Consider the following 24,223-nt stretch of genomic DNA (forward strand, 5'->3'; position numbering starts at 1 on the left):
GTGTCAATCAGGTTGACGCGAACCATAGAACCTCGATCCTGGGGTGGCGTCGCAGAACTCGCTGCGTTCTTCGAACTTCGCTCAAACATCTGCGACGAGCCAGATCAAGAAGCGTGTGTGTCCTTCGGCACACACGCCCACCCCAGGCCCTGCGCTTCTCGGCGCAGCCAGAAGGGGTGGGGAGCGGGGTCAAAGACGGCTGCTGCTTCGCAGCTACGCCGGGTGTCGGTTACGCGCTGCGCGCTGCCGACGCCGACGCCGACGCCGACGCGCAGCGAGGCGCAACGGGCCGAGCGAAGCAATGGCCCGTGTGGGGCCCGTTCCCACCCCCTTCTGACCGTGCCGAGAAGCGCAAGGCCTGGGGTGAGCGCGTGCCGAAGGACACGCGCCTCGTGAACTGACTCACCGCGGTTGTCCGAGCGGAGTTCACCCGCAGGGGGAACGCAGCGAGTTCCGCGGTGCACCCCAGGACAGAGCATCGCAGGCTGCCCCCAGCGCCCGACAGGGCGATGGGGGACACGGGCAGCGGGGTCGCCTTTTCTTGGCCTACCTTCTTTTGGCGAAGCAAAAGAAGGTAGGTGCGCCGCCGGGCGCACACCCCGGCTCCCGCCCTCAACCAAAGCACACCACTAAAACAGCAACCCCGCCGGACGGACGATCAAAGCGAGGCGGCCAACACCCGCCCCGCGCCACATTGCGTTGCACTTGGCACGGGCCGTTAAGGGATTCTGGCGGGGTGGACTGTCACACGGGCTTATCATTCTGGTGGCAGGTGGTCCGCAAACCACCGCCGCCCATGCGCCTTCCCGACCGCCGCCCTTGTTGATGACCAACGCCACACCCTCTTCCTCTTCTTCGTCCTCCACCGCCTCTGCATCCCCTGCGCTGCAAAAGCCCAACCTCTTCGTTCGCATCCTGCGGGTCATGATGTCCCGGGTGGCCCGGGTCACGGTGACGGGGGCCGAGCACCTGGATACCCCGGGCGGCAAGATCGTGGTCTGCAACCATGTGGGCTGGTCGGACCCGCTGTGGGTGGGCTATGCCGCGCTGCCGCGCAAGCTGCACCAGATGGCCAAGAAGGAACTGTTCGAGACCAGGCTGGGCGCCTGGTTCGTGGGCTCGGGCGGTGGCTTTCCGGTGGACCGGGGCAGCCCGTCGACGGCCACCATCCGCCACGTGGTCTCGCTGGTCAACCAAGGCCAGCTGGTGCTGATCTTCCCGGGCGGCACGCGCAATGCCGAGAACCCCGAGGCCAAGCGCGGAGCGGCCACCATTGCGCTGCGCGCCAAGGGGCAGATCGTGCCCGCGCACTACGACGGGCCGGGTGAGATCCGTGCCAGCCACTTCTTCACCCGCCCGCGCATCCGCATCACCTTCGGGCCGCCCATCGTGCTGCCGCCCGACGCCACGGCGAACAAGGAGTCGGCGCTGGCGCTGACGGTGGCGATGGACGAGGCGATGAAGCGCGTGGCGGAGCAGGGCCCCGCCTGAGGCGCGGCGCTGCTGGTTCAGGCCAGAAAGCGTTCGGCCAGCCGGCTCCAGAAGGCGGCCCCCACCGGCAGGTTGCCGTCGTGGAAGTCGTACCTGGGGTTGTGCAGCCCGCGCCCGCCCTCCGATGGCCCGTTGCCGATGCGCACCAGCGCGCCGGGGCAGGACTGCAGCATGTAGGCAAAATCTTCGCTGCCCATCATGCGCGTGAAGTCGCGCTCTACCTGGCTGCTGCCCACCAGTTCGGTGGCCACTTCGCCGGCCAGGGCCACGGCGGCGGCATCGTTCTCCAGCACGGGGTAGCCTTCGATATAGCGGATCTCGGCCTTCGCGCCATAGCCTTCGGCCGTAGCGTGCACCAGGGCGGTGATGCGCTCCTTGAGCAGGGCGCGCACGGCGGCGCTGAAGGAGCGCACGCTGACGCCGATCTCGGCCTCGCCCGGGATCACGTTGAGCGCGTCGCCCGAGCGCAGGCGGCCCACGGTGACCACGGCCGATTCATTCGGGTCCACGTTGCGCGAGACCACGGTCTGCAGCGCCATCACCGTGGCGGCGGCCGCCACCAGCGGGTCCACCGCCAGGTGCGGCCGCGCGGCATGGCCGCCCACGCCGGTGATGGTGATGAACACCCGGTCTCCGGCCGCGAGAAAAGCGCCGGGCCGCATGAGGAAGTGGCCCTGCGGCGCGCCCGGGTGGTTGTGCATGGCAAACACCATGTCGCACGGAAAGCGCTCGAACAGCCCATCGGCCACCATGGCCTTGGCGCCGCTGTCGAATCCGCGCTCCTCCGCCGGCTGGAAGACCAGGTTCAGCGTGCCACTGAAGCGCCGCGTGGCCGCCAGGTGCCTTGCTGCGCCCAGCAGCATGGCGGTGTGGCCGTCGTGTCCGCAGGCGTGCATGCAGCCGGGCACGCTGCTGGCATAGGGCAGGCCGGTCTCCTCCTGGATCGGCAGGGCGTCCATGTCGGCGCGCAGGCCCAGGCGCCGGCTGCCGCTACCCACGCGCAGCTGTGCCACCAGGCCCGTCTGGCCGATGCCGCGCGTGACCTCGTAGCCCCACTGCTGCAGCTTGCCGGCCACGAAATCGGCCGTGCCATGCTCGGCAAAGGCCAGTTCCGGGTGCTGGTGGATGTGGCGGCGCCAGCCGGCCAGCTCGTCGTGCTGGGGGGCCAGGTCGTCGATGCGGGTCAGCCCAGGCAGCAGGTTCGTCGTCGTCATGATCATCAATTGGAGTCCAGCTCGATCTTGTTGTCCCGGGCGATGCGCTGGTAGAAGGCGATGCGCTCCGCGATCTCCTTGCGGTAGGCGGCCGGGGTGATGTCCTGGGGCACCATCATGCCCTTGTCCACCCACACGGCCTGGTTGGCCGGGTCGGTCACGATCTTGCGCGTGGCCGCGTAGAGCTTCTGCACGATGGCATCGGGCGTGCCCGCAGGCGCGGCCAGGCCGTTCCACGAGGTGAGGTTCAGGTCGGGCAGCTTGAGCTCGGCAAAGGTCGGCACGTCGGGCAGCTGCGGCACGCGCGCGGGTGCGGCCACCGCCAGGGCGCGCAGCTTGCCGTTCAGGATGTTGGACAGGTTGGACGAGAGGTTGTTCCACGTCAGCTGGATCTGGCCGCTGAGCAGGTCGTTGAGCGCCACGCCCGCGCCGCGGTAGGGGATGTGGGTCATGGGGAATTTGGCCTGGTTCTTTAGCAGCTCCATGCTCAGGTGCGACACCGAGCCCGTGCCCGCGCTGGCGTAGTTGAGCGCCGTGGGGTTGGCGCGCGCGTACTTCACCAGCTCGTCGAAACTCTTGATCGGCAGGCCCGCATGGATCACCAGCACATTGGCCAGGCGGCTGACGAGGGTGATGGGCGCGAAGTCTTTCACTGCGTCGTAGGGCAGCTTGGGGTTCATCGCAGGGTTGACCACGTGGGTGCTCTGCGATGTCACGATCAGCGTGTAGCCGTCGGGTGCGGCCTTGGCCACATAGGCCGAGCCGATGGCGCCGCCCGCGCCGCCGCGGTTGTCGACCACCACCGGCTGGCCCAGGCTGCGCGCCAGCCGGTCAGCGATGAGCCGGCCCGAGACATCGACCGAGCCGCCGGGCGTGAAGGGCACCACCAGGTTGATGGCCCGCGTGGGGTAGGGCGCATCGGCCGCGAAGGATGGCAGTGCCAGGCCGGCGGCGGTGGAGGTGAGGAACTGGCGGCGGTCGATGGTCATGGTGTTGGCGGACGGTGAGAGGTGGGGGGTAGGAATGGGCGAATGCTAGGCATTGCGTGCCCGCTCATCAAACGACAAAATCGTGGTCCGTGATGACACAATGTCATCACCTTCCCGTTCTTCATCCATGAAACTGCGCTCCCCCTCGCTGGTCGAACTCCATGCCTTCCTGGCCGTGTGCCGGCTGGGCAGTTTTCGCCAGGCGGCTGAGGACCTGTGCGTCACGCAGGCCGCGGTGAGCCGCGCCGTGCAGCGGCTGGAGCAGCACCTGGGCGACTGCCGCCTGTTCGAGCGCTCGCCCCAGGGCGTGCTGCTCAGCGAGCGCGGGCGCCAGCTGCGCCAGTTGACCGAGCGGCACGTGATGGCGCTCGAATCGGCCACGGCGCTGTTCGTGGCGCCGCGCGCGCCGGGCACGCTGCGGCTGTCGGTCATCCCCACGCTGGGCACCAAGTGGCTGCTGCCGCGCCTGCCGCGCTTCCAGGCCCGGCACCCGGGCCTCGATATCGAGATGCGGCAGTTTCGGCATGACGAGGATTTCAGCCGCGACGACGTGGATGTGTGGATCGACGTGAAGCGCCCACGCCGGCGCTGGCCCGCGCGCCTGCAGGCCAGCTACCTCATGGGGCGCGACATCATTCCCGTGTGCGCGCCGCAGGTGGCGCCGCGCCTCCAGCGCCCGGCCGACCTGGCGCGCGAGGTGCTGCTGCACCACACCAATTTTCCCGACAACTGGGCGCGCTGGGCCAACGTTGCCGGCCTGCAGCGCGAGCTGAAGCTGGGGCCCGGCTATGACCTGAGCATGAACCTGATCTTCGCGGCCAAGGAGGGGGTGGGCATCGCCATCACCCAGCCCTGCCTGATCGAGCGCGAGCTGCACAGCGGTGAGCTGGTGATCCCCTTCGACCTGCCGGTCTCGACCGCGCGCGGCTATTTCCTGTGCACCGACAAGGACCGCCCGGCCACGCCGGGGCAGTTGGCCTTCATGGAATGGGTGCAGGAGGAGGCCCGGCAGATGGCCGACCCGGTGTGAAGTGAAGCACCCCCTGAGTCGCTTCGCGCCTCGGTGCCACCGCCAGAGGCGGCGGCTCTTCGGGCACGTCCAAGCCTGCGCAGGCAGGCTTGGAGCCGCGGCCCTCAGCCCCTCTCTCGACTCGCTGCGCGAGTCGGGAGGGGGACGCCCCCAGTGCGGCGGGGCGGCCCTTGCACGGGGGCACTGGCCTGGTTCGCGCCAGTTTCATGCGTCGTGGGTGGCGCGCAGCGCAATGAATTTTTGATACGGATTGCCTTCACCGTAAGCGATAGTTGGTTCGCCTTGCCTTGCTACGGCACTGTCTGCGGCTCCTGCCTGGCTATGCGATCCAAGGCAAATCCGTACGAGTGCCGGTCAGCCCACCAAAGTACGCAGGCTCGGCACCGCCTGCGCCCACCACAGCCGCCAGCGCATGCCCCAGCCCGGGGTGTAGCCGGTGGTCGCAAAGCGCACATCGCCGCGCGCATCCACCACCACCAGGGCCGGCACGCTGCGCACGCCCCAGGCGCGCGACAGCTCGGCCTGCGGGTCCACGGCCGTGGGCCAGGGCATGCCGCGCTGGCGCTGCACCTGGGCCACGCGCGCGGCGGGGCCGGATTGCATGGCAATGCCCAGCACCGGCCAATCGGCCGAGAGGCTGGCCACCGTGGGTTCTTCGAGCTTGCAGATGGCGCACCACTCGGCCCAGAAATGCAGGGCCACGGCCCGACCGGGGTGCCGGGCGCGCCATTCGGAGAGTGTGGTGCTGCTGCCATCGGCCAGGGTGATGGCGGCATCGGGCGCCGGACCCGAAGGGAGGTCGCGCGTGCGCCAGGCATCGACGCCGGCCACCACCAGCAGGGCCAGCAGCAGCGTGCCCAGGTGCTGGCGCCAGTCCCGGCGCAGGGACTGCCAGGCGCGGCGGGGCAGGGGGGACGGGTTCAGCGCAATACTTCCAGCAGCCTGTCGAGGCCGCCTTCATTGATGGCCACCTTGGCCTGGGCGCGCACCGTGGGCTTGGCGTGGTAGGCCACCGAGAGGCCGGCCGCGCCCATCATGGGCAGGTCGTTGGCACCGTCGCCCACGGCAATCGCCTGCGACGGCGCGATGCCCATGAGCGAGGCCACTTCGAGCAGCGTGCGGCGCTTTTCGGCACCGTCGCAGATATCGCCCCAGGCCTGGTCCACCATGCGGCCGGTGAGCAGGCCGTTCTCCACTTCGAGCATGTTGGAGCGCGCGAAGTCGATCCCGAGGCCCGCCTTCACGCGGTCGGCAAAGAAGGTGAAGCCGCCCGAAACCAGCAGCGTGGTCAGGCCCGCGGCCTTGGCCGCGCTGACCAGCTCCTTGGCGCCGGGGTTGAAACGCAGGCGCTCGCTGAACACCTGCTCCATGTGGGCCACGGTCACGCCCTTGAGCAAGGCCACGCGCTGGCGCAGGCTTTCCTTGTAGTCGGTGATGATGCCCTGCATGGCCGCTTCGGTGATGGCGGCCACCTCGGCCTTGCGGCCGGCGGCGTCGGCGATTTCGTCCACGCACTCGATGTTGATCAGGGTGGAGTCCATGTCGAAGGCGATGAGCTTGTAGGTCGACAGGGACAGCGGGGCGTCAATGCCCTGGACGACGAGGCCGGGGGCGAATTCGGTGGCGTTTTTCATGGAAAGAGGCGGGTGCGGGGATCGGAAGCCCCAATGGTATCGCCCGCGCGCATTCCCCCAGGGTGCGGCAGGCATGGCTGCTGTGCCGTATTTGTATGCCAGTGCGCAGCTATGCCGTCTGGGTATATCTCCAAGTGCGCTGGCGCCGTAGCTGCGCGAAGGGGGTTTTGCCATAGTCCACGGCGAGCAAGGGGGCCGCGCCGCAGCCCCCGCCCCCAAGACGAAGAACCCGGAGACAAGAACCATGCGACACCCTACCGGCGCTCTGGCAGCGCTGTGCCTTACCGCCCTTGCCACCCTCCATTCCCCGGCCGCCGTGGCGCAGCCAGCGGGTGGCGTGTCGATCTACGGCACACTCGATACCTATGCCGGCTCCATGCGCCGCAGCGACCAGCCGGGCCGCACGTCCGTGCTCAACAGCGGTGGCCTCACCACCTCGTTCATCGGCTTTCGTGGCACCGAAGACCTGGGCGGCGGCATGCGCGCGCTCTTCGTGCTCGAGAGCTTTCTGCAGGTGGACACCGGCCTGGCAGGGCGCACCACGGCCGACCCGTTCTTCTCGCGCAACTCCTTCGTGGGGCTGTCGGGCGGCTTTGGCCAGCTGACGCTGGGCCGCCAGACCAACCCGATGTACGCGGCCACCGGCGCGTTCAACCCGTTCCAGACATCGGCCAATCTGAGCCCGGTGCTGCTGCACGTGTGGAGCGCCAACTACAACCGCACCGTGGTGGGCGACACGGTGTGGGACAACAGCGTGCAGTACGCCACCCCCAGCCTGGCCGGCTTCACGGGCTCTGCCACCTATGCCTTCGGCGAAGTGGCCAGCAACAACGGGGTGAGAAACTTCAACCTCACGGCCAACTACGCCAGCGGGCCCTTCGCCGCCGCGGTATCGGCCCAGCAGGTGAAAGTGGGCCCGGGGCTGACGGCCGCCATGGGCAGCGAAAAGGCCGTGATGGCCGGTGCCTCCTACGACCTGCAATGGCTCAAGCTGTCTGGCCAGTACTTCCACACCGACACCCCCGGCACAGCGCTCAAGACCAAGACGGGCCAGCTCGGCGTGGCCGTGCCCCTGGGCGCGGGCAACGTGATGGCATCGGTGGCCCACACCCGGCGCGACGCGCCCAATGTGGATGCCACGCGCACCACCGCAGGCCTGGGATACGACTACTTTCTGTCCAAGCGCACCGACCTCTATGCCGTCTACCTGAACGACAAGCTGACCGGCTTCTCCAGAGCGGGCAGCCTGGCGCTCGGTGTGCGCCACCGTTTCTGATACCGCATCTCTAGAGTACACAGCAGCATGATGAATATCCTCAGCTTCAACAGCAGAACGCGGCGCTCGGCCCTCCTGGGCCTGTTGGCGGCCGCCGCCAGCATGGGCGTGGCAGCGCAGCCCGCCGACAAGCGCCCCATCCGCCTGGTCGTGCCCTTCGGCCCCGGCGGCGTGGCCGATCTCACGGCGCGCACCGTGGCCCAGAAGATGACCGAGGCCACGGGCCAGAGCATCGTGGTGGACAACAAACCTGGCGCGGGTGGCATCGTCGCGGCCGACACGGTGGCCAAGGCGGCGCCCGATGGCCGCACGCTGCTGCTCATGTCCAACGGCAACGCGGTGAGCGCGGGCCTGTTCAAGAGCCTGCCGTTCGACCCGGTCAAGAGCTTCACGCCGGTGTCCATGCTGGGCACCTTCGACATCGCCCTCATCACCGGCGCCAAGTCGCGCTTCAAGGACATCGCCTCGCTGCTGGCCTATGCCAAGGCCAACCCCGGCAAGCTCAACATCGGCACCATCAACATTGGCAGCACGCAGCACCTGGCGGCCGAGCTGTTCAAGCGCAGCCTGGGCCTCGATGTGACCATTGTCCCGTTCAACAGCACCTCGGCCGTGGTCAGCGCCCTGCATGGTGAGCAGGTGGATGCGGGCGTGGAGATCCTGGCGCCGGTGCTGGCGCAGATCTCGGGCAACACGCTGCATGCCCTGGCCGTGATGGGCGAGAAGCGCTCGCCCGCGCTGCCGAACATCCCAACCGTGGCCGAGAGCGGCGCGTCCCAGTTCAACGTGGCCTCGTGGAACGCCTTTGCCGCCCCGGCCAACACGCCGCCCGACATCATTGCGCGGTTGAACAAGGAGACCAATGCCGCGCTCAACACGCCCGAGGTCAAGGCGCGGCTGCTGCAGCTCGGTGTGCAGGCCAGCGGCGGCACGCCGCAGGCGCAGGCCGACTTTTTTGCACGCGAGATCAAGCGCTGGTCCGATGTGATCCAGCAGGCCGGGATCCAGAAGCAATAGCAGCAGGCAGCAGGGCGGTGTCCGCCCAGGCCCGCAGCGCATCGGCAATGCGCACGGGCTGGTCCTCGGGTGCCAGGTGGCCGGCGTCGCCGCAGGCCTGCACCGTGAGGCGGGCGATGTTCTCGCGGCACCAGGCTTCCATGGCCGGGCCGATCATCAGCGTGGGCGACCCGGTGAAGGTGAGCAGCAGCTTGGGGATGTGATCGGAGTCGGCCAGCCACGCGCCATAGGCCTCGACCCGTGCCACCACGTCGGCGGGCGAGCCTTCGATGGGCATGGCGCGCGGCCAGGCCAGCAGCGGGCGCCGGCTTTCGGGCGTGGGGTAGGGCGCCTCGTATACCGCGCGGTCGGCGGCAGACAGCGGCGTGAGCACCGTGGCCGTGAGCGAGCCCGCAAGGAACTGGTTCTGCGCGAGGGCCAACTGCTCGCCCAGGCCCGGCGTGCGAAACGCCTCGAAGCGCGGCCGCGCCGCCGCAGGAAAGTCAGCCCAGGCCATGGGCTTGACGATGGTCTCCATGAAGGCGATGCCGCGCACCCGGTGCGCATGCCGGCGTGCCCAGTCAAAGGCGAGCGACGCACCCCAGTCGATGCCCACCAGCACCACGTCCTGCAAGTCCATTGCATCGAACCAGGCGGCCAGGTAGCGCGCATGGTCGTCGTAGCCATAGGCCATGTCCGGCTTGCCCGACTGGCCCATGCCGATCAGGTCCGGCGCCAGGCAGCGGCCCAGCCTTTGGACACTTGGCAGCACTTTGCGCCACAGGTGCGAGGACACCGGGTTGCCGTGCAGGAACACCCAGGTGGGGCCGGTGCCTGGGGCACCAGTGTCCTCATGGTGCAGGTGCGAATCGAGAACGGAAATGGTGGGCATGGGGCATTTCTCAAAAATGGTAAGGTACCTGTCTAGTTTATTGAAATAGACAGTTGCCTGTCAAATTCCGCCATGAACCCATCGACGCCCTCCACCACGGTCACCCCTGACACACCCGGCTCCCTGGGCGTGCTGCTGCGCCTGCTGCACCAGCAGTTCGCGGGTGCGGTGGACGAGGCCCTGGCCGAGGCCGGCTTTGGCGATGTGCGCGCGGCGCATGCCAGCGTGTTCACCTTCGTCCCGCCCGAGGGCATGCCCGTGAGCGAGCTCACGCTGCTGGCGCGCGTGCGCAAGCAGTCCATGGCGCAGACGGTGGATGAGCTCGAAAAACTCGGCTACGTGGAACGCCGCCCCAGCCCCAGCGACAAGCGCTCGCGCCTGGTGTTTCTTACCGCGCGGGGCCGCCAGATCCGCCCGCTGGCCATGGCGGCCGGCAGCCGCATCGAGGGGCAGTGGGCGGGGTTGATCGGCGTGGGCGAACTCGATGCCGTCAAGCGCGCATTGGGTGACCTGCTGGCCAGTGTCGGGCGGCAAGGCGCCGATTGAAACCCACCGAAGCTCCGCCACAGGGCGGAAGCCAGGGGGTCAGTGCGCAGCGGCCTCCTGTGCGGGAGACTGCCACGGCATGGCACTCACGCCAGCCAACCGCGCCCCGTCGCGAACAACACCCCCGCAACCACGAGCAAGGCCCACAGGGGCGAGGCGGGGAAGGCCGCGATACCCACCAACGCGGCAACCAGCAGGTACAGGCCGATCAGTCCCAGGGTGTGCACGTCCCCGTTGGCGGCGGCCCGCAGCGCGAGGTGGCCGCACAGCATCAGCACCGGCCCAAGCAGGGTGAACCAGAACGCGAGGCGACGGCTGTCGTCGGTCTTGAATGCGTCCAGCAGGCCGTCGGACAGGGCGGCCAGAAACGGCTGCTTGAACCTTACCAAGCCCATCGCGATATGCAGGACGCCCAAGGCGAGCAAGGCACCGGCGGCGGCGGTCTTCCAGTTGAGGGTCATGGGGGCTGCCTTTTAAATGCTAAATTTAAATAATTACTATTGATTAAAATCAAATAAATTCAATTTTTTAAATAGTAATTTCTTATTGTAGTGCGAACTGCGCTGATTGCGCCATGGGTGTCCTGCGACGTCCCCGGGCCGGCGGGAGAGACCACGATGCTGCGGGGGCTGCCTCAGGCCTGCGCCACGGTACCCTGCAGCACGGTCTGGATGGCGCACAGTTGCCCTGCCAGCCCGTGCGGTACCACGCCCGTGACTTCAAAGGCGCCGTCGAGCGCTGCGGTGCCCACGGTAAAGCCTGCCGCCTGGCCCGCCACCACGGCCGCGATGCGTTCGGCCCGGTCGATGGAGCCCGCAATCACCACCGGCTTGTCCACCGCCGAGCACACGGCGGCCATGAGGGCTGGCACCTCGGCTGCATCGCCTGCAAAGCGGTAGGCCAGCAGGTCCAGTCCGTGCACGCCGTCCAGGGCGGCGATGCGGCGCGCGCTGGCCACCACGTCTTCCACCGTGCCCTGCAACACGCTGGGGTGGCCCACCACTTGGCCGGCAAACGGGTAGTAGCGGATGGAGGTGTTGGCGAGCAGCGGCAGCACCGCCTCGGGCCGGGTGCCGCCCATCAGCACGTCCACCCCCAGCGCCACGGCGGCGCGGGCCGATGCGAGCTCGCTGGCCTCGTCCTGGCTCACCACCTCCAGGTAGCTCACGGCGCCGGCCGCGTGGATGGCATCGGCCAGGCGCTGCAGCGCGGCCCAGGGCAGGCCGATGTCCTTGAAGCCGATGTGCCGCACACCGGCGGTCAGCACGGCGGGCAACTGCTCCAGGGCGTCGGTGATGGTCTGGTCGTGCCGGGTGAGCATGAAGATGAACTCCGGCAACGGCTGCCCGGGTGGCGGCGTTGCCTGCGCGGCCGTGGCCATGGCCACAGCCTGGTCCACCGCATGCCCCAGGCTCGATGCATCGGCCCGCCCCGTGCCCGCGATGTCGAAGGCCGTGCCGTGGTCCACCGAGGTGCGCACGAAGGGCAGGCCCACGGTGATGTTCACGCCCTGGTCCACGCCCAGGTACTTCACGGGGATCAGGCCCTGGTCGTGGTACTGCGCCACCACGATGTCGAACGCACCCTGGCGTGCGCGCATGAACACCGTGTCGCCCGGCCAGGGGCCCGTGGCGTCTATGCCCTCGGCCCGCGCCGCAGCAATGGCGGGGGCGATGATGTCCCGGTCTTCGTGGCCGAACAGCCCGCCTTCGCCCGCATGCGGGTTGAGCCCGGCCACCGCCACACGCGGCTGCGCAATGCCATAGGCGCGGCAGGCGCGGTGCGCCAGGCGGATGGCGCGCAGCTCGCTCTCGGGCGTGACGGCGGCAATCGCATCGCGCAGCGCCAGATGGATGGACACCAGCAGCACCCGCAACTCGCCATTGGCCAGCACCATCGCAAAGTCGGCCGTGCCCGCGCGCTTGGCCAGCATCTCGGTATGGCCGGGGTGCTGTACGCCCGCGGCGCGTAGCGCCTCTTTGTGCAGCGGCGCAGTCACGATGCCGGCCACCCGGTCCGCCAGCGCCAGGTCGATGGCGCGCTGCACGCAGGCGTGCGCTGCGGCCCCGGCACGGGCGTTCACCCGGCCCATGGGCAGGTCGGCGGGCAGCGGCGCGCAGGCCTGCAGCACGGGCAGGGCGCCTTGCTGCAAGGCTGCCTGGAGTCCTTCCAGCTGGTCGCCCACGGTCTGCACCTGCAGGGGCGCGCCCACCAGGGCCAGCGCGCGCTGCAGCGTGCCTGCATCGCCCAGCACCACATGCGGCGGCTGGTGCGTGCCGGCAGCAGCTGCCGCCCACTTGGCAATGATCTCGGGGCCTATACCGGCCGGGTCGCCCATGGTGATGGCCAGGGGCAGGGCGGCGTTCGCTGCAGTTTTCATCGTCATTTGCATGTCAGTCAATCAGAAGCCGTGACTGTGCTCTTTTCCAGTATTGAAGAAAACCGATTTGATCTCATGCATGATTGATAAAAACTCAATCATCAAGCCATGCCCCCAGACACCCGATTGCCCCCGATGTCCGCCCTGCGCGCCTTCGAGGCCACCGTGCGCCATGGCAGCGTCTCGCGCGCCGCGCGCGAGCTGCACCTGACCGACGGCGCCGTGAGCCGTGCCGTGCGCGAGCTTGAGGGCGAGCTCGGCTTCACCCTGTTCCAGCGCAGCAGCCGCGCGGTGCTGCCCACGCCCACGGCCCAGGTGCTGGCCGAGGATGTGGCCGGTGCGCTCGACCGCCTGCGCGCGGGCCTGGCCCGTGCGCGCCGCATGGCCGGGCCGGGCCGGCCGCTGGTGCTGTCGTGCGAGCCCACTTTGCTGATCCGCTGGCTCATCCCGCGCCTGGCGCAGTTGCAGGCCGCCGTGGGCAGCGAGCGCGAGCTGCGCCTGGTATCTGCCGGGGGCGTGGTGCACTTCGAGCGCGACGGTATCGACCTGGCCATCCGCCGCAACGACTTCGCCCTGGCCGACGATGTGCTGGCCGAGCCCTTTCTGCACGAGCACATCGGCCCCGTGTGCCGCGCCGACATGGCGGCCACCCTCGGCCCGCAGCAAGGCGAGCCGCTGCAGGGCGTGCTGCTGCACACCGCCACGCGGCCGGACGCCTGGGGCAGCTGGGCCGCGCTGGCTGGCACGCCGCTGCAGCCCACGCGCGCCATCCGCTTCGAGCACTTCTACCAAAGCCTGCAAGCCGCTGTGGCCGGTGCCGGCGTGGCCATCGGCCCGCTGGCCCTGGTGGCCGACGACCTGGCCAGCGGCGTGCTGTGCGCGCCGTGTGGCTTCTTGGCCGATGGCAGCAGCTACCAGCTCATGGCGCCGCGCGCGGGCGTGCAGGAGGGGCCGGGCGATGCCTTCCACGCCGTGCTGGCCTGGCTGCGTGCGGCCTGCCAGGATCTGCCCGCCACCTCGCCACCCACCGTGGGGAAACGACCACAATCCCCCAAAAGAAGTACCAAGGCGCGTGCTCCCGAGCGCATATGATTTCTGCACAACATGTACCGAGGGAGGCTGAGGATGGCAAGGCACACGCAAGCTGGGGTGGCAGGGGCTGGCACCCCCGCCCCCATCACCCGCAGGCAGGCCACGGCCGTGCTGCTGGCCGGCGCCGCCGCACCGTTCACGGCAGGGGCGCAGCAGGACGCCGCGGCGCCCGCGTCGTCTGCTGCATCGGCAGCAACCACCCCGCCCACCACGCTCTGGCCTGGTGACGACTGGCCCGAGAGCACGCCCGAGGCCCAGGGCATGGACTCTGCCGCGCTGGCCAAGCTCGTCGACTTTGGCGCCGCGCAGGGCATGGACAGCCTGCTCTTCACGCGCCATGGCAGCCTGGTGGCCGAGGCCTTCTACGCCCCCTACCGCGAGGGGCTCAAACACGCCGTCAACTCCACCACCAAGGGCATCGTCGCCACGCTCACCGGCATGGCCATCCAGGACGGGCTGATCGCCTCGCGCGACGCGCCCGTGCTCGACTTTTTTGCCGAGCGCAAGATCGCCAATGTGGACGCCGCCAAGAAGGCCATGACCTTGGGCCACCTGCTCGACATGACCTCGGGCCTGAACTGGATCGAGCCGCTCAGCGATGCCGTGCCCGAGACCATGCTGCAGCTGGGCCGCGCGCGCGACTGGGCCGGCTTCGTGCTTGACCGCCCCATGGCCCAGGCGCCCGGTGCGGGCTTCAACTACAACAGCGGCAACACGCACCTGCTCTCGGCCATCCTGGCACAGAAGACCGGTGGCAGCACCCTGGCCTATGCGCAAAAGCGCTTGTTTGGCCCGCTGGGCATCACCGACGTGCGCTGGAAGAAGGACCCGCAGGGCACCGAGATCGGCGGCTGGGGCCTGTACCTGCACCCGCGCGACATGGCGCGCATCGGCTACCTGTACCTGCGCCGGGGCCAGTGGAACGGCCGCCAGCTGCTGCCCGCCGCCTGGGTGGAACAGGTGTTCCATCCCACCGTGGACATGGGCTTTGGCAGCGCTGCGCCTGCCTTCAAATACGCCAACGGCTGGTGGAGCATTCCGTCCAAACGCGCGTTCTTCACCGCCGGCTTCAACCGCCAGCTCATCGTGGTGCTGCCCGACATCGGCGTGGTCGTCGCCGTCACCGGCCGGCGCCACTACCCGCTGCCCGTGTTCATCGACCACATCACCGCCGCAGTCCGCTCGCGCGAGCCCCTGCCGGCCGACGCGGGCGCGCAGGACCAGCTCGCCGCCCGCATCCGCGACGCCGGGGTGGACAAGCCCAGCCCCAACCCCGTGGGTCCCACGCCCGAGCTGGCCGCCACCGTGTCACGCAAGGCCTGGCTGCTGGAGCGCAACGCCCTGGGCCTGCAGCGCCTGGTGCTGGACCTGACGCCGGCCAACCCGCGCTACGAAGCCAGCTTCGACCCCGGCCGCCCCGATGTCCCGCGCGAGCCGGTCGCTGGCCCGCTGGGGCTGGACGGCAAGTACCGCACCGCGCCGCAGGGCCCCAACGCGGTCGTCGCCGTCAAGGGCCACTGGCTCGATGCGCAGACCTTTCAGTTGATCTCGCGCTCCGTGGCGGATGGGGAGGTCACCGTGGCCACGCTGAAGTTCGAGGACGGCGGCAAGGCGGTGAATGTAGGGTTGGAGAACAACTGGGGGTTCAGGGGGCAGGTGCGGGGGCGTGCTGCCGAGTAAGAGTGGCATGTTGAAGTCCCCTGGGCAAATTTCCACTGCAGTCTTTGCCCGGCTTGGGACATGATGGAGGGACATTCGTGCCAAGACGCCTGCAAAACCAGTTCGACCAGACGCCCATGACCCTCGCTCAGTCCGCGACACAAGTGCCACCCAACCTCACGGGCCGCCTGCGCGGCCTCCAATCCACCGCCCGCGAACTCCCCGACACCCCGGTCGAAATCAGGGGCCAGGTTCCTTCCTGGCTGCTGGGCGGCAGCCTGCTGCTCAATGGCCCGGCGCTGTGGGACCTGCCCCACGGCAGCTACGGGCACTGGTTCGATGGCCTGGCCATGCTGCACCGGGTGCGGCTGGCGCCGGGGGATGTGGGCGGGGCCAGCGCCACCTACCGCAGCCGCTACTTGCAGACCGATGACCTGCGCGAGAGCCTGGCGGCGCGCAAGCCGGCGCGGGCGGCCTTTGGCACGCCGGACCCGGCGGGCTTCTTCACGCGCATGCGCCACCTGCGCCACCCCAAGGTGACGGACAACGGCGCGGTGGTGATGGCGCGCATCGGCTCGCAGTGGGTGGCGCAGACCGAGACGCCGCTGCTCACCAGCTTCGACCCCGACACGCTGGCCACCACAGGGCGCATCGTGTACGACGATGCCGAGGTGGTCCACGTGATGTCGGCCCACGGCATGACGGATGCGCAGGGCACCTACTGGAACGTGGGCCTGGAGGTGGGGCCCAAGTGCACCTACAAGCTGTTCAAGATCGTCCAGGGCAGCCGGCGGCGCGAGGTGCTGGCGCGCTGGTCCGTGCGCCAGGCCGGCTACCTGCATGCGTTTGCGATGACGCCCACTCACGCCATCGTGTGGCAGCCGGCCATGCGGCTCAATGCGATCAAGCTGGCGCTGTCGGGCAAGGGCTTCATCGACAGCTTTGCGTGGAACCAGGCCCAGGGCTCGCGCGTCGACGCCATCTCGCTCACCGACGGCAGCGTGCGCAGCTGGGCCGTGCCGGCGATGACCGGCTTCCATGCGGTGCAGGCCTGGGACGAGCCCAGCCCCGATGGCCGCAGCGCCGCCACGCTGGTGCTGGACCTGTGTACCAACGATGGCCCCGAGATCTTTGCGGCACTGCAGATGGAGCGTCTGCGCGCCGGCCAGCCCGTGGGCGTGCAGCACCGCGTGCAGCGCTACCGGCTGGAGCCCGGCCGCAGCGATGCGCAGCCCCGGACGCTGGTCGAGGGCGCCAGCGTGGAGCTGCCCTCGGTGCATGGCGCCTACTGGGGCAGGAAGCAGTCGCGCCATGCCTGGTTTGCGGGCTTCGACCCCGAGGGCAAGGCGCCCATGTTCGACCGCACCGTGAAGCTGGACCTCGATGGCGGCCGCATCGCCGGCACCTGGCAGCGCGAGGCTGCCGTGCAGATGGAGCCGCTGTTCGTGGACCGCCCCGGCTCCACTGCCGAGGACGATGGCGTGCTGCTGGTGCCCACGCTGGCCGAAGGCGACGCAGGCACGGTGATCGGCGTGGTCGACCCTGCGAGCATGCAGTGCCTGGCCACGCTGCACCTGCCGCAGGTGGTGCCGTTCGGGTTCCATGCGGCGTGGAAGCCGGCCTGGATGCCGGGGTGAGCCGGCAGGCATGTGTGCAGGCAGACATGGGCGTTGTGAAAGACCACCTGCTGTGGATCGACTGCATCGCTGCCGCCGTGGCCGGCGGCACGGTGCTGTTGTTGTTGCCTTGGCTGGTGCCTCTTTACGGACTGCCGCCCCATTGGCTCGTGTTCATCGGTATCGCCAACCTGGCCTATGGCGGCTACTCCTTCTCGCTGGCCTTGCGCCGGCGCAGGCCGCATGTGCTCATCACCCTGCTGGTGGTGGCCAATGGGGCGTGGGCGCTGGCATGCCTGGGCATGGCGCTGCACTTTGCGGGCAGCGCCACCTGGCTCGGGCTGGGGCACCTGGTGCTGGAGGCGGCTTTCGTGGGGGGCCTGGCGGCCCGTGAATGGCGGTGGCGTGCGCATCTGGCCTGCCCATCGCATGCGTGCGGCCATCCCCTCGGTGGAAGGGGCAGGCGCCATGTGGTGCGATGACCTCACGCCTTGATGATCGTGGCGTCAATCTCCACGAGCTGCCCCACGTAGCCCAGTCCGGCAACACCGAGCAGTGTCGCTGGCGGAACCTGGCCACCAAACCAATCGGCGACCGCTGACCATGCCGCAGAGAGGCTTGCTTGATCACCGACCACGTACACGACCACTTGTCGAATGTCCGCGACTTGAAATTCGTGTACGGCGAGGAGCCGCTCCAGGTTGCGCAGGCACTGCAAGGCTTGTGCGCTCGGGTCTTCGGGGCCTACCAAGTGGCCATGGGCGTCGAGAGGCACCTGGCCCGCCACGAACAGGCGATCGCCGAGGCGATCCGCGTAGCGGTATTGCGGCGTCGCTGGCAGTCCTGCACTGAGTTCGGCTTCGTTCATCGGGTTTGATCCAGTTGGCTGAGATGCTGGGGTCGGCGGCTGGTTGCGCCACCTTGACCATGGCGTGCGTTCGCGTGGGGTCACTGCCCCTGTGGTGACGTTCTCGCATGGTAGTGTGCCGAGATCCGAGCGAGGCCAACAACATGACTCTTGCACTTTTCGCAGATGCCCAGTTCGCCAGTCCGTACGCCATGTCCGCTTTCGTCGCATTGCGTGCAGTGGGATGGAAAGCCGCCGTGGCTACCGGGGCAGCGATTGCCGGCTTGCTGGCGGGCGTGGCCCACGCGCAGACCGCCTTGCCCGCCGGGGCAGCGCAGATGCGCCCGGTGCCCGCCGAGACCAGCGCCAGCGCAGAGTTGCCGCCCGATGTGGCCGTGGTGGCGCCCGACGCCACGCTGGAGGGCGGCCGCAGGCTGCTGCCCTGGAGCGGTATCTGGCGTGGCAGTGCCTGCCGCTTTGCGCAGTGCGATGTGAAGGTGGCGGTAGAGAAGCTGTCTGCCGATGCGGCCACCGTGGTCTATGCCGGTGCCAGCGCCACGCAGCGCGTCACCGAGCGCGGCGAAGCGAAGTTCATCGACAACGAATTGCACATGCCCCTGCGCACCGGGGCCACGCTGGTGCTGCGCCTGCGCGAAGACGGCGACATGGAGATGTCGCTGTGGAAAAACGCGACGCAACTGCTCAGCTACGGTGTGCTGACCCAGAAACCCTTTGCCTATGCGCGCAGCGTCGAGCGCGTGCCCACGCCCTGGTCCGAGAACGGGCGCGCACAGACGCTGGAAATGGTGGTCTACCGGCCGCCCGGTGCGGGGCCGTTTCCCACCCTGGTGTTCAACCACGGCTCCACGGGCAACGGGGACAAGCCCGAATGGTTCACCTACACCTGGGCCAGCCCCGAGGTGGGAGCCTACTTTGCGGACAAGGGCTGGCAGGTGGTGTTTCCACAGCGGCGTGGGCGTGGCAAGTCCGACGGGCTGTATGACGAAGGTTTCGAGCCCGACCGCTCGCGCTACGCCTGCCGGCCGGAGCGCTCGCTGCCCGGCCTGGAGCGCGCCATGGCCGACCTCGATGCCGTGCTGGCGCACCTGCGCACGCGCAGCGACGTGGACCTGCGGCGCCTGCTGATCGGTGGCGTCTCGCGCGGGGGCATTCTCTCGGTCGCCTATGCGGGCACGCGCCCGGCTGCACCCTTCCTGGGCGTGCTGAACTTCGTGGGGGGCTGGGTGGGGGACCGCTGCACGCACGCCGACGCCATCAACCCGGTCGCGTTCCGCCGCGGCGCGGCGTTCCCGCACCCCATGCTCTGGCTGTATGGGGACCAGGACCCGTTCTATGCGCTGCGCCACAGCCGCAAGAACTTCGACGCCTTCATGGCCGAAGGCGGCAAGGGCAGCTTCGTGGCCTTCGATCCCTTGCACGGAGCCAGCGGGCACGGCATCCATGCCCAGCCCGCCCTGTGGAGCAGCGCGGTGGACGGCTACCTGCAGGCGGTGGTGCCAAAGTAGCGCCAGCTAAAACAGGTCCTGCTGGGCCGAGGTCAGGTTGGCGAAGCTCTCGCCCAGCGGCTGCAAAATGGCGTCTGCGATCGGCTGGACCTGCTTGTCCAGGTAGTGCCCGTAGTCGATGGGGGAATGGCGCGCTTCCAGCGGCTCCGGCCCGTTGCGGGTCATGACGTAGCGGATCCAGCCACCGCTCTGGTACTGCTGGGGCCGGCCCAAGCGGGCGTTGTACTCGTCGGCCATGCGCGCCGCACGCACCTGCGGGGGCACGTTGGCGACGTAGGCGTCCAGGCGGTGGCGCAGGCGCTTGCGGTAGACGAGCAGGTCGTCCTTGTCGCCGGCCAGGGTGGCCTGCGCGTAGTCGGCCACGAACTCGCGGTAGGGCGCGCCCTGGAACACGCGCGAGAGCAGGCCTTCCTGGAACTGCCGGGCCAGGGGCGTCCAGTCGCTGCGGGCCATCTCCAGGCCGCGGTAGACCATCTCCTCCTTGCCCTCCACGTCCACGCTCAGGCCGGCGTAGCGCTTCTTGCTGCCCACGTCCGAGCCGCGGATGGTGGGCATGAAGAACTTCTTGTAGTGCGTGTCGAACTCGATCTCGAGGTGGTTCTCAAGATTCTGGTCCTCGCGCAGGGTGCGCGTCCACCAGGCGTTGATGTCCTTGACCAGTTCGGCCGCCACTGCGTGTGCCTCGGCATTGGTGTGGGTGCGCTTGAGCCAGATGAAGATGGAGTCGGTATCGCCGTAGATGGCCTCGTAGCCGCGCTGCTCCACGAAGTCGCGGGTGGCTTTCACCATCGCATGGCCGCGCAGGGTGATCGCCGAGATCACCTGCGGGTTGAAGAAGCGGCATTCCGACGCCCCCAGCACCCCGGCGAAGGAGTTCATCACCAGCTTCAGCGCCTGCGACAGAGGCTCGTTCTTGGCGCGCTTGGCCTCGTCGCGCGCGCGCCAGAGGGTGGTGACGATCTCGGGCAGGCAGTGCCTGTCGCGCGAGAAGCGCGTGCCCAGCGGGCCCTGGATGAGCGGCGCCGCGTCGCTGGCGTGCAGGCCTTCCACATACCCCACCGGGTCGACCAGGAAGGTGCGGATGATCGAGGGGTACAGGCTCTTGTAGTCCAGCACCACCACCGAGTCGTAGAAGCCGGGCTTCGAATCCATCACGTAGCCGCCGGGCGAGGACTGGCCCTGTATCTCGCCCACATTGGGCGCCACGTAGCCCAGGCGGTGCATGCGCGGCAGGTAGTGGTGGCTGAAGGCGGCGATGGAGCCGCCGAAGTGGTCCATCTGCAGGCCGGTGGTGTGGGCCCGCTCCATCGCGAACTGCAGCAGCCGGGCCTTGTCGAAGATGCGCAGCACCAGCTCGCAGTCGCGGATGTTGTAGGTGGCCAGCGCGGGCTTGTCGTGCTGGTAGCGCCGCTCGATCTCGGCCATCTTGTCGTACTCGTCGCCGATCTCCTTGCCCTCGCCGAGCAACTGCTGCGAGACGTTTTCGAGGCTGAACGACGCAAAGCTCCACACCGCGGCCCGCAGCGCCTCGATGCCGTCGATGACCACCCGCCCGGGCATGGGCGCGAAGAGATAGCCCTGCTTGCCCGGGTGCGTGCGCCAGGCGATGGGCCGGCGCTCGCGGCCCAGCTGCAGGGGCGTGGCGCATTCATCGGCGGTCTTTTGCAGCACGTTCAGGTCGAACTGGATCACGTTCCAGCCGATGAGCACGTCCGGGTCGTTGCGCTCGAACCAGTCGTTGAGTTGCTCGATCATGGCCTGGCGGGTGGGGCAGTAGATGAGCGCAAAGCCCGCGGGTTCGGCGGCAGGCCCCGGCGGCGGCTCGCCGAGCATGTACACCACGCGCTCGGCCATGCCGTCGAGCGCAATCGAATACAGCGCCTGGTGCTGGCTGGTCTCGATGTCCAGGGACACCACCTTCAGCGCCGGCCGGTAGTCGGGCGCGGGCAGCAGCCTGCAGTCCACGCGGGCGCCGTTCTCGGTGCGCCCGCCCTCCACCAGCACGCCTGCGGTGATGAAGCGCTCCATCAGGTAGCGCTCGTGCGGGCGCACATCGGCTTCGAGCAGGGAGATGCCCAGCTGCTGCAGCGAGCGCGCCAGCCGCCCCAGCTGGCGAAAGTGTTTGGCATAGACCCCGATCACGGGCTCCTGCTGAAAGCTCTTGAGCTCGAGCGGGCGCAGCTCCACGTCCGGCAGGGCCATGAGCTGTGCGTCCACCGTGCCCTTGTGCCGCGCCTCGACAAAGGCCACCGAGGTCTGGCCGGTCAGTAGCACCTTGAGCGGCCCGGTGTCCGTCGCCAGCCAGTACTCGATTTCGGTGCCCGCGGGAGTATCCCGCCAGTGGCGCGTGAGGATGAATCCCTTCATTTGGATGGACGCCACGGGGTTTTGGAAGCAATGAGAGAGCGGGAGGAGGAGGGCGGGCAACGGGGACACCGATTCTCGCCGAAGGCAGGGCATCGTCGAAGGCACGATGCCCACGCCGGTAGCTGCGGCAGAATGGGCCGAAACCCACCGAACCTCTGCCGCGCTGGACCCCGCAGCGGCGAGGGGCGGCAACCGAGCCATTGCCATGCTGAACAGACTGCGCACCACTGCCATCGCTGCCCTGGCCGCCACCACCATCGCCATGGGCAGTGCATCAGCACGCGCCGACACCCCGGCTGCCATCGCAACGGCAGCAGCGCAGCAGGCCGGGGCGCAAGGCGTCTTCCCTGGTGCGGCCTGGAGCACGCCAGCCACCAGCGGGCAGCCGAGCGGGTGGTCGGCAGACAAGCTCCAACTGGCCGACAGCTATGCCGACGCGATGCGCTCGGACGCCTACCTCGTGGTGCACCGCGGCGTGCTGGTGCATGCCTATGGCGACATCCGCCGGCCGATGAACCTCGCGTCGGTGCGCAAGAGCGTGCTCAGCGTTCTGTACGGCATGCACGTGGGCCGGGGCGCCATCGACCTGGACCAGAGCCTCGCCTCGCTCGGCATCACGGACAAGGGCGGGTTGTCGGACGTGGAGCAGACCGCCACCGTGCGGCAGCTGCTGCAGTCGCGCTCCGGGGTCTACCACGAGGCGGCCTACGAGACGCCTGCGGCCAAGAAGCGGCGGCCCGAACGCGGCAGCCATGCACCCGGCACCTTCTGGTACTACAACAACTGGGACTTCAACACGCTCGCCACCATCTTTCAGCGCCGCACGGGCAAGGATGTGTTCGAGGCGCTCAAGACCGAGCTGGCAGAGCCTTTGCAGTTCGAGGACTTCCGCTACCCGCAGGACACGAAGTTCGAGTACGAGCGCAGCTCGGAGCACCCCGCCTACCTGATGTTCCTGTCTGCGCGCGACCTGGCGCGCGTCGGCCTGCTGGTGAGCCGCGACGGCCAGTGGCAAGGGCGCCAGATGGTGCCGTCCGCCTGGCTGCGCGAGAGCACGACCTCGTACAGCGCCGCCTTGGGCGGCAGCGGCTATGGCTATATGTGGTGGCTGCCGTTCGCGGCATTTCCGTCGTGGCGCCTTCCCGGCAACCAGCTGGTGCTGGCAGACGGGAGCGGCGGCCAGTTCATGCTGATCGACCGGGCGCGCGACATCGTGCTCGTGCACCGGGTCGACAACAGCCGGCTCTGGTTCAAGCGCAACGCGGTAGACCTGGGGCAATTCGCGGAGCTTGCGGCGCGGGTCATCGCTGCGGCACCGGCGAGGCAGGCGGTGGGCAGCACGGCACCTTGATTCACCGGCGGGGTGTGGGGCCTTTTGCGGCAGCGAAGGGGTGAGCGCCCGGCGTTAGGATGGCGCCACAGGAGGAGTGCGCGGCGCCTGCCGCGTGGTGCCCCTGCCCATGGAGCATTGCGATGTTCAGTTTTCTGGTCGATATCGTCGTTGGCTTTTTCGAATTCGTGCTCGACGTGCTGCTGTTCCGGTCCCAGCGCGAAAGGCGCGGCAGCCGGGAGCGCAGCGTGGCCGAGGACACGCTGGCGGTGGCGCACTTCGATTTCGTGACGCTGGTGCTGATCTCGTTGGTCAGTGCCGGCCTGATGCTGCTGCTGGCCTTTGTGGTGGGTGTCCCGGTGGGCTGGAGCATTGCCATCGGTCTTGCCGTGGGCGTGGTCTGGGGGTTGTGGCGGTACGCGCGGCTGCTTCGGGCGGAATGATCGCCAGCGGCTGCCTGCCTCGTGGCGCGCGTGATCTTCACGCGGTGAATCCATCACCTCTCGTTCCCTTCGCCTTTTGGGACATGCTGTGCGGCTGGTGCGCCGCGATCGTAGGCTGGGTTCGCATGGAAGCGCTGGACAAGATGGCCCGTCCGATGTCCCAATGGGGTGGTCCACAGCGCGCGTTTCGCGCTCCCGGAGGAGTTCATGGACCTGATGAAGTTGATGCGGAGCCTGGAAGAATTCGTCTTCGAGGCCATCGCACTGCTGTTCTTCTACCCCCGAACGCTGCTGCGCATCATCTTCAAGCCGCTGCAGGCCATGGAGTACGCAGAGCAGGAGGAAGCGTCGGACAAGACCGATGCCTATGACGATGCGGTGAGCCCGCCCCTACTGCTGCTGATCACGCTGCTGCTCACCAGTGGAGTCGGGGTGGCGTTGCACGTCGCACAGGCTTCGGACGCGGCCCCCCTGGCCAAGGAACTCCTGAACTCGCCGCAGAACCTGCTGCTTTTTCGCAGCCTGCTGTTCAGCCTGATCCCGCTGACGGCTGCGGTGCTGCTGTTGCGCAAGCGCAGGCAGGCGGCATCGCGCACCGCCTTGCGGCAGCCCTTCTTCGCCCAGTGCTACCTGACATCGCCCTTTGCGCTGGTTGTTTCGCTGGGCCTTATTGCGACCCAGATGCCTGGGCGGGGCCTTGCCATGGCCGGAGCGATTGCGTGCGCGATGGCATTCGCGTGGATGGTGGGCGTGCAGGCCGCGTGGTTCCGGGCCAAGCTGGGCATTGGACGCCTGGCCGCGCTGGGCATGGGCCTGGGCCTGCTCGTGTGGGCGTGCGCATGGGTGCTTGTCGCCGTGGCACTGGTCGCGATTTTCTGAGCCCCGGCGGTTGGAG

22 protein-coding genes are annotated in these 24,223 nt (G+C 68.6%); 13 read left to right on the forward strand and 9 right to left on the reverse strand.

The genetic code is table 11. From position 1 onward, the window contains the following. Positions 1-825: 825 nt before the first annotated feature. Positions 826-1,491, forward strand: a complete 666-nt coding sequence (locus tag AC07PA_RS28525; RefSeq protein ID WP_007862236.1) for a lysophospholipid acyltransferase family protein — start codon at positions 826-828, stop codon at positions 1,489-1,491. A 17-nt stretch (positions 1,492-1,508) separates the two neighbouring features. On the opposite strand, the gene AC07PA_RS28530 is transcribed toward AC07PA_RS28525, so the two are convergent. Together AC07PA_RS28530 and AC07PA_RS28535 are read right to left on the reverse strand one after the other, a co-directional pair. After that, positions 1,509-2,705 carry a M20 aminoacylase family protein gene (locus AC07PA_RS28530; protein ID WP_494606693.1) on the reverse strand — a complete coding sequence of 399 codons (1,197 nt, stop codon included), beginning with the start codon at positions 2,703-2,705 and terminating at the stop codon, positions 1,509-1,511. Positions 2,706-2,710: 5 nt separating this feature from the next. Beyond that, on the reverse strand, positions 2,711-3,694 hold the full coding sequence (locus AC07PA_RS28535; RefSeq protein WP_494606691.1) for a Bug family tripartite tricarboxylate transporter substrate binding protein: 984 nt from the start codon (positions 3,692-3,694) through the stop codon (positions 2,711-2,713). A 127-nt stretch (positions 3,695-3,821) separates the two neighbouring features. Between AC07PA_RS28535 and AC07PA_RS28540 the strand changes: the two genes are divergently transcribed. Next, the gene (locus tag AC07PA_RS28540) at positions 3,822-4,724 is read left to right on the forward strand and encodes a LysR substrate-binding domain-containing protein (protein WP_494606689.1); all 903 of its coding nucleotides are present in this window, start codon (positions 3,822-3,824) and stop codon (positions 4,722-4,724) included. 354 nt (positions 4,725-5,078) lie between these two features. Here the strand turns inward: AC07PA_RS28540 and AC07PA_RS28545 are convergent, their stop codons facing one another. Both AC07PA_RS28545 and serB read right to left on the reverse strand, forming a co-directional pair. Further along, positions 5,079-5,555: a redoxin domain-containing protein gene (locus AC07PA_RS28545; protein WP_494606687.1), complete on the reverse strand. Its 477-nt coding sequence runs from the start codon at positions 5,553-5,555 to the stop codon at positions 5,079-5,081. Between the two features lie 89 nt (positions 5,556-5,644). Further along, entirely contained in the window at positions 5,645-6,358 is a 714-nt protein-coding gene (serB, locus tag AC07PA_RS28550; RefSeq protein ID WP_494606685.1) for a phosphoserine phosphatase SerB, read from the reverse strand. A gap of 244 nt (positions 6,359-6,602) precedes the next feature. Between serB and AC07PA_RS28555 the strand changes: the two genes are divergently transcribed. Beyond that, a complete protein-coding gene (locus tag AC07PA_RS28555) occupies positions 6,603-7,634 on the forward strand; it encodes a porin (protein ID WP_494606683.1) in 1,032 nt (343 codons plus the stop codon). 27 nt (positions 7,635-7,661) lie between these two features. Further along, positions 7,662-8,651 carry a Bug family tripartite tricarboxylate transporter substrate binding protein gene (locus tag AC07PA_RS28560; protein ID WP_494606681.1) on the forward strand — a complete coding sequence of 330 codons (990 nt, stop codon included), beginning with the start codon at positions 7,662-7,664 and terminating at the stop codon, positions 8,649-8,651. Here AC07PA_RS28560 and AC07PA_RS28565 read toward each other — a convergent pair. Then, positions 8,602-9,522 (reverse strand): haloalkane dehalogenase, encoded by a 921-nt coding sequence (locus AC07PA_RS28565; RefSeq protein ID WP_494606679.1) that lies wholly within the window; start codon positions 9,520-9,522, stop codon positions 8,602-8,604. The genes AC07PA_RS28560 and AC07PA_RS28565 overlap by 50 nt on opposite strands. A gap of 72 nt (positions 9,523-9,594) precedes the next feature. On the opposite strand from AC07PA_RS28565, the gene AC07PA_RS28570 reads away from it, so the two are divergent. Further along, the gene (locus AC07PA_RS28570) at positions 9,595-10,068 is read left to right on the forward strand and encodes a MarR family winged helix-turn-helix transcriptional regulator (protein WP_494606677.1); all 474 of its coding nucleotides are present in this window, start codon (positions 9,595-9,597) and stop codon (positions 10,066-10,068) included. 86 nt (positions 10,069-10,154) lie between these two features. Here AC07PA_RS28570 and AC07PA_RS28575 read toward each other — a convergent pair whose 3' ends face one another. Then, complete coding sequence (locus AC07PA_RS28575; protein WP_494606675.1) at positions 10,155-10,529, reverse strand: DUF6463 family protein; 375 nt, start codon at positions 10,527-10,529, stop codon at positions 10,155-10,157. 173 nt (positions 10,530-10,702) lie between these two features. Next, a complete protein-coding gene (pdxA, locus tag AC07PA_RS28580; protein ID WP_494606673.1) occupies positions 10,703-12,454 on the reverse strand; it encodes a 4-hydroxythreonine-4-phosphate dehydrogenase PdxA in 1,752 nt (583 codons plus the stop codon). A 102-nt stretch (positions 12,455-12,556) separates the two neighbouring features. On the opposite strand from pdxA, the gene AC07PA_RS28585 reads away from it, so the two are divergent. The 4 genes from AC07PA_RS28585 to AC07PA_RS28600 all read left to right on the forward strand — a co-directional run bounded on the left by AC07PA_RS28585 (position 12,557) and on the right by AC07PA_RS28600 (position 17,297). Beyond that, positions 12,557-13,540, forward strand: coding sequence for a LysR family transcriptional regulator (locus AC07PA_RS28585; RefSeq protein ID WP_494606671.1), 984 nt, complete (start codon positions 12,557-12,559; stop codon positions 13,538-13,540). Between the two features lie 33 nt (positions 13,541-13,573). Next, on the forward strand, positions 13,574-15,220 hold the full coding sequence (locus AC07PA_RS28590; protein ID WP_494606669.1) for a serine hydrolase domain-containing protein: 1,647 nt from the start codon (positions 13,574-13,576) through the stop codon (positions 15,218-15,220). A 77-nt stretch (positions 15,221-15,297) separates the two neighbouring features. Next, a complete protein-coding gene (locus tag AC07PA_RS28595) occupies positions 15,298-16,836 on the forward strand; it encodes a carotenoid oxygenase family protein (RefSeq protein WP_494606667.1) in 1,539 nt (512 codons plus the stop codon). 26 nt (positions 16,837-16,862) lie between these two features. Beyond that, positions 16,863-17,297 carry a hypothetical protein gene (locus tag AC07PA_RS28600; protein ID WP_494606665.1) on the forward strand — a complete coding sequence of 145 codons (435 nt, stop codon included), beginning with the start codon at positions 16,863-16,865 and terminating at the stop codon, positions 17,295-17,297. 2 nt (positions 17,298-17,299) lie between these two features. Here AC07PA_RS28600 and AC07PA_RS28605 read toward each other — a convergent pair whose 3' ends face one another. Beyond that, positions 17,300-17,683 carry a RidA family protein gene (locus AC07PA_RS28605; protein ID WP_494606663.1) on the reverse strand — a complete coding sequence of 128 codons (384 nt, stop codon included), beginning with the start codon at positions 17,681-17,683 and terminating at the stop codon, positions 17,300-17,302. Between the two features lie 191 nt (positions 17,684-17,874). Here AC07PA_RS28605 and AC07PA_RS28610 point away from each other — a divergent pair, with 191 nt between their 5' ends. Continuing rightward, positions 17,875-19,188: an alpha/beta hydrolase family protein gene (locus AC07PA_RS28610; RefSeq protein WP_494655404.1), complete on the forward strand. Its 1,314-nt coding sequence runs from the start codon at positions 17,875-17,877 to the stop codon at positions 19,186-19,188. 6 nt (positions 19,189-19,194) lie between these two features. On the opposite strand, the gene AC07PA_RS28615 is transcribed toward AC07PA_RS28610, so the two are convergent. Next, positions 19,195-21,555 (reverse strand): DNA polymerase II, encoded by a 2,361-nt coding sequence (locus tag AC07PA_RS28615; protein ID WP_494606659.1) that lies wholly within the window; start codon positions 21,553-21,555, stop codon positions 19,195-19,197. A gap of 205 nt (positions 21,556-21,760) precedes the next feature. On the opposite strand from AC07PA_RS28615, the gene AC07PA_RS28620 reads away from it, so the two are divergent. The 3 genes from AC07PA_RS28620 (at position 21,761) to AC07PA_RS28630 (ending at position 24,207) form a co-directional block, all read left to right on the forward strand. Further along, the gene (locus AC07PA_RS28620) at positions 21,761-22,906 is read left to right on the forward strand and encodes a serine hydrolase domain-containing protein (protein ID WP_494606657.1); all 1,146 of its coding nucleotides are present in this window, start codon (positions 21,761-21,763) and stop codon (positions 22,904-22,906) included. 122 nt (positions 22,907-23,028) lie between these two features. After that, on the forward strand, positions 23,029-23,328 hold the full coding sequence (locus AC07PA_RS28625; RefSeq protein WP_494606655.1) for a hypothetical protein: 300 nt from the start codon (positions 23,029-23,031) through the stop codon (positions 23,326-23,328). Positions 23,329-23,535: 207 nt separating this feature from the next. Next, positions 23,536-24,207 carry a hypothetical protein gene (locus AC07PA_RS28630; RefSeq protein ID WP_494606653.1) on the forward strand — a complete coding sequence of 224 codons (672 nt, stop codon included), beginning with the start codon at positions 23,536-23,538 and terminating at the stop codon, positions 24,205-24,207. Positions 24,208-24,223: the final 16 nt, after the last annotated feature.

The sequence above is a fragment of the Acidovorax sp. GW821-FHT09B03 genome (genome assembly GCF_059418305.1).

Bases quoted from the DNA above. Each gene is read 5' to 3' on its own strand.
- AC07PA_RS28525 (WP_007862236.1), top strand. From the start codon at position 826: ATGACCAACGCCACACCCTCTTCCTCTTCTTCGTCCTCCACCGCCTCT.
- AC07PA_RS28530 (WP_494606693.1), bottom strand. From the start codon at position 2,705: ATGACGACGACGAACCTGCTGCCTGGGCTGACCCGCATCGACGACCTG.
- AC07PA_RS28535 (WP_494606691.1), bottom strand. From the start codon at position 3,694: ATGACCATCGACCGCCGCCAGTTCCTCACCTCCACCGCCGCCGGCCTG.
- AC07PA_RS28540 (WP_494606689.1), top strand. From the start codon at position 3,822: ATGAAACTGCGCTCCCCCTCGCTGGTCGAACTCCATGCCTTCCTGGCC.
- serB (WP_494606685.1), bottom strand. From the start codon at position 6,358: ATGAAAAACGCCACCGAATTCGCCCCCGGCCTCGTCGTCCAGGGCATT.
- AC07PA_RS28555 (WP_494606683.1), top strand. From the start codon at position 6,603: ATGCGACACCCTACCGGCGCTCTGGCAGCGCTGTGCCTTACCGCCCTT.
- AC07PA_RS28560 (WP_494606681.1), top strand. From the start codon at position 7,662: ATGATGAATATCCTCAGCTTCAACAGCAGAACGCGGCGCTCGGCCCTC.
- AC07PA_RS28565 (WP_494606679.1), bottom strand. From the start codon at position 9,522: ATGCCCACCATTTCCGTTCTCGATTCGCACCTGCACCATGAGGACACT.
- AC07PA_RS28570 (WP_494606677.1), top strand. From the start codon at position 9,595: ATGAACCCATCGACGCCCTCCACCACGGTCACCCCTGACACACCCGGC.
- AC07PA_RS28575 (WP_494606675.1), bottom strand. From the start codon at position 10,529: ATGACCCTCAACTGGAAGACCGCCGCCGCCGGTGCCTTGCTCGCCTTG.
- pdxA (WP_494606673.1), bottom strand. From the start codon at position 12,454: ATGACGATGAAAACTGCAGCGAACGCCGCCCTGCCCCTGGCCATCACC.
- AC07PA_RS28585 (WP_494606671.1), top strand. From the start codon at position 12,557: ATGCCCCCAGACACCCGATTGCCCCCGATGTCCGCCCTGCGCGCCTTC.
- AC07PA_RS28590 (WP_494606669.1), top strand. From the start codon at position 13,574: ATGGCAAGGCACACGCAAGCTGGGGTGGCAGGGGCTGGCACCCCCGCC.
- AC07PA_RS28600 (WP_494606665.1), top strand. From the start codon at position 16,863: ATGGGCGTTGTGAAAGACCACCTGCTGTGGATCGACTGCATCGCTGCC.
- AC07PA_RS28605 (WP_494606663.1), bottom strand. From the start codon at position 17,683: ATGAACGAAGCCGAACTCAGTGCAGGACTGCCAGCGACGCCGCAATAC.
- AC07PA_RS28610 (WP_494655404.1), top strand. From the start codon at position 17,875: ATGTCCGCTTTCGTCGCATTGCGTGCAGTGGGATGGAAAGCCGCCGTG.
- AC07PA_RS28615 (WP_494606659.1), bottom strand. From the start codon at position 21,555: ATGAAGGGATTCATCCTCACGCGCCACTGGCGGGATACTCCCGCGGGC.
- AC07PA_RS28620 (WP_494606657.1), top strand. From the start codon at position 21,761: ATGCTGAACAGACTGCGCACCACTGCCATCGCTGCCCTGGCCGCCACC.
- AC07PA_RS28625 (WP_494606655.1), top strand. From the start codon at position 23,029: ATGTTCAGTTTTCTGGTCGATATCGTCGTTGGCTTTTTCGAATTCGTG.
- AC07PA_RS28630 (WP_494606653.1), top strand. From the start codon at position 23,536: ATGGACCTGATGAAGTTGATGCGGAGCCTGGAAGAATTCGTCTTCGAG.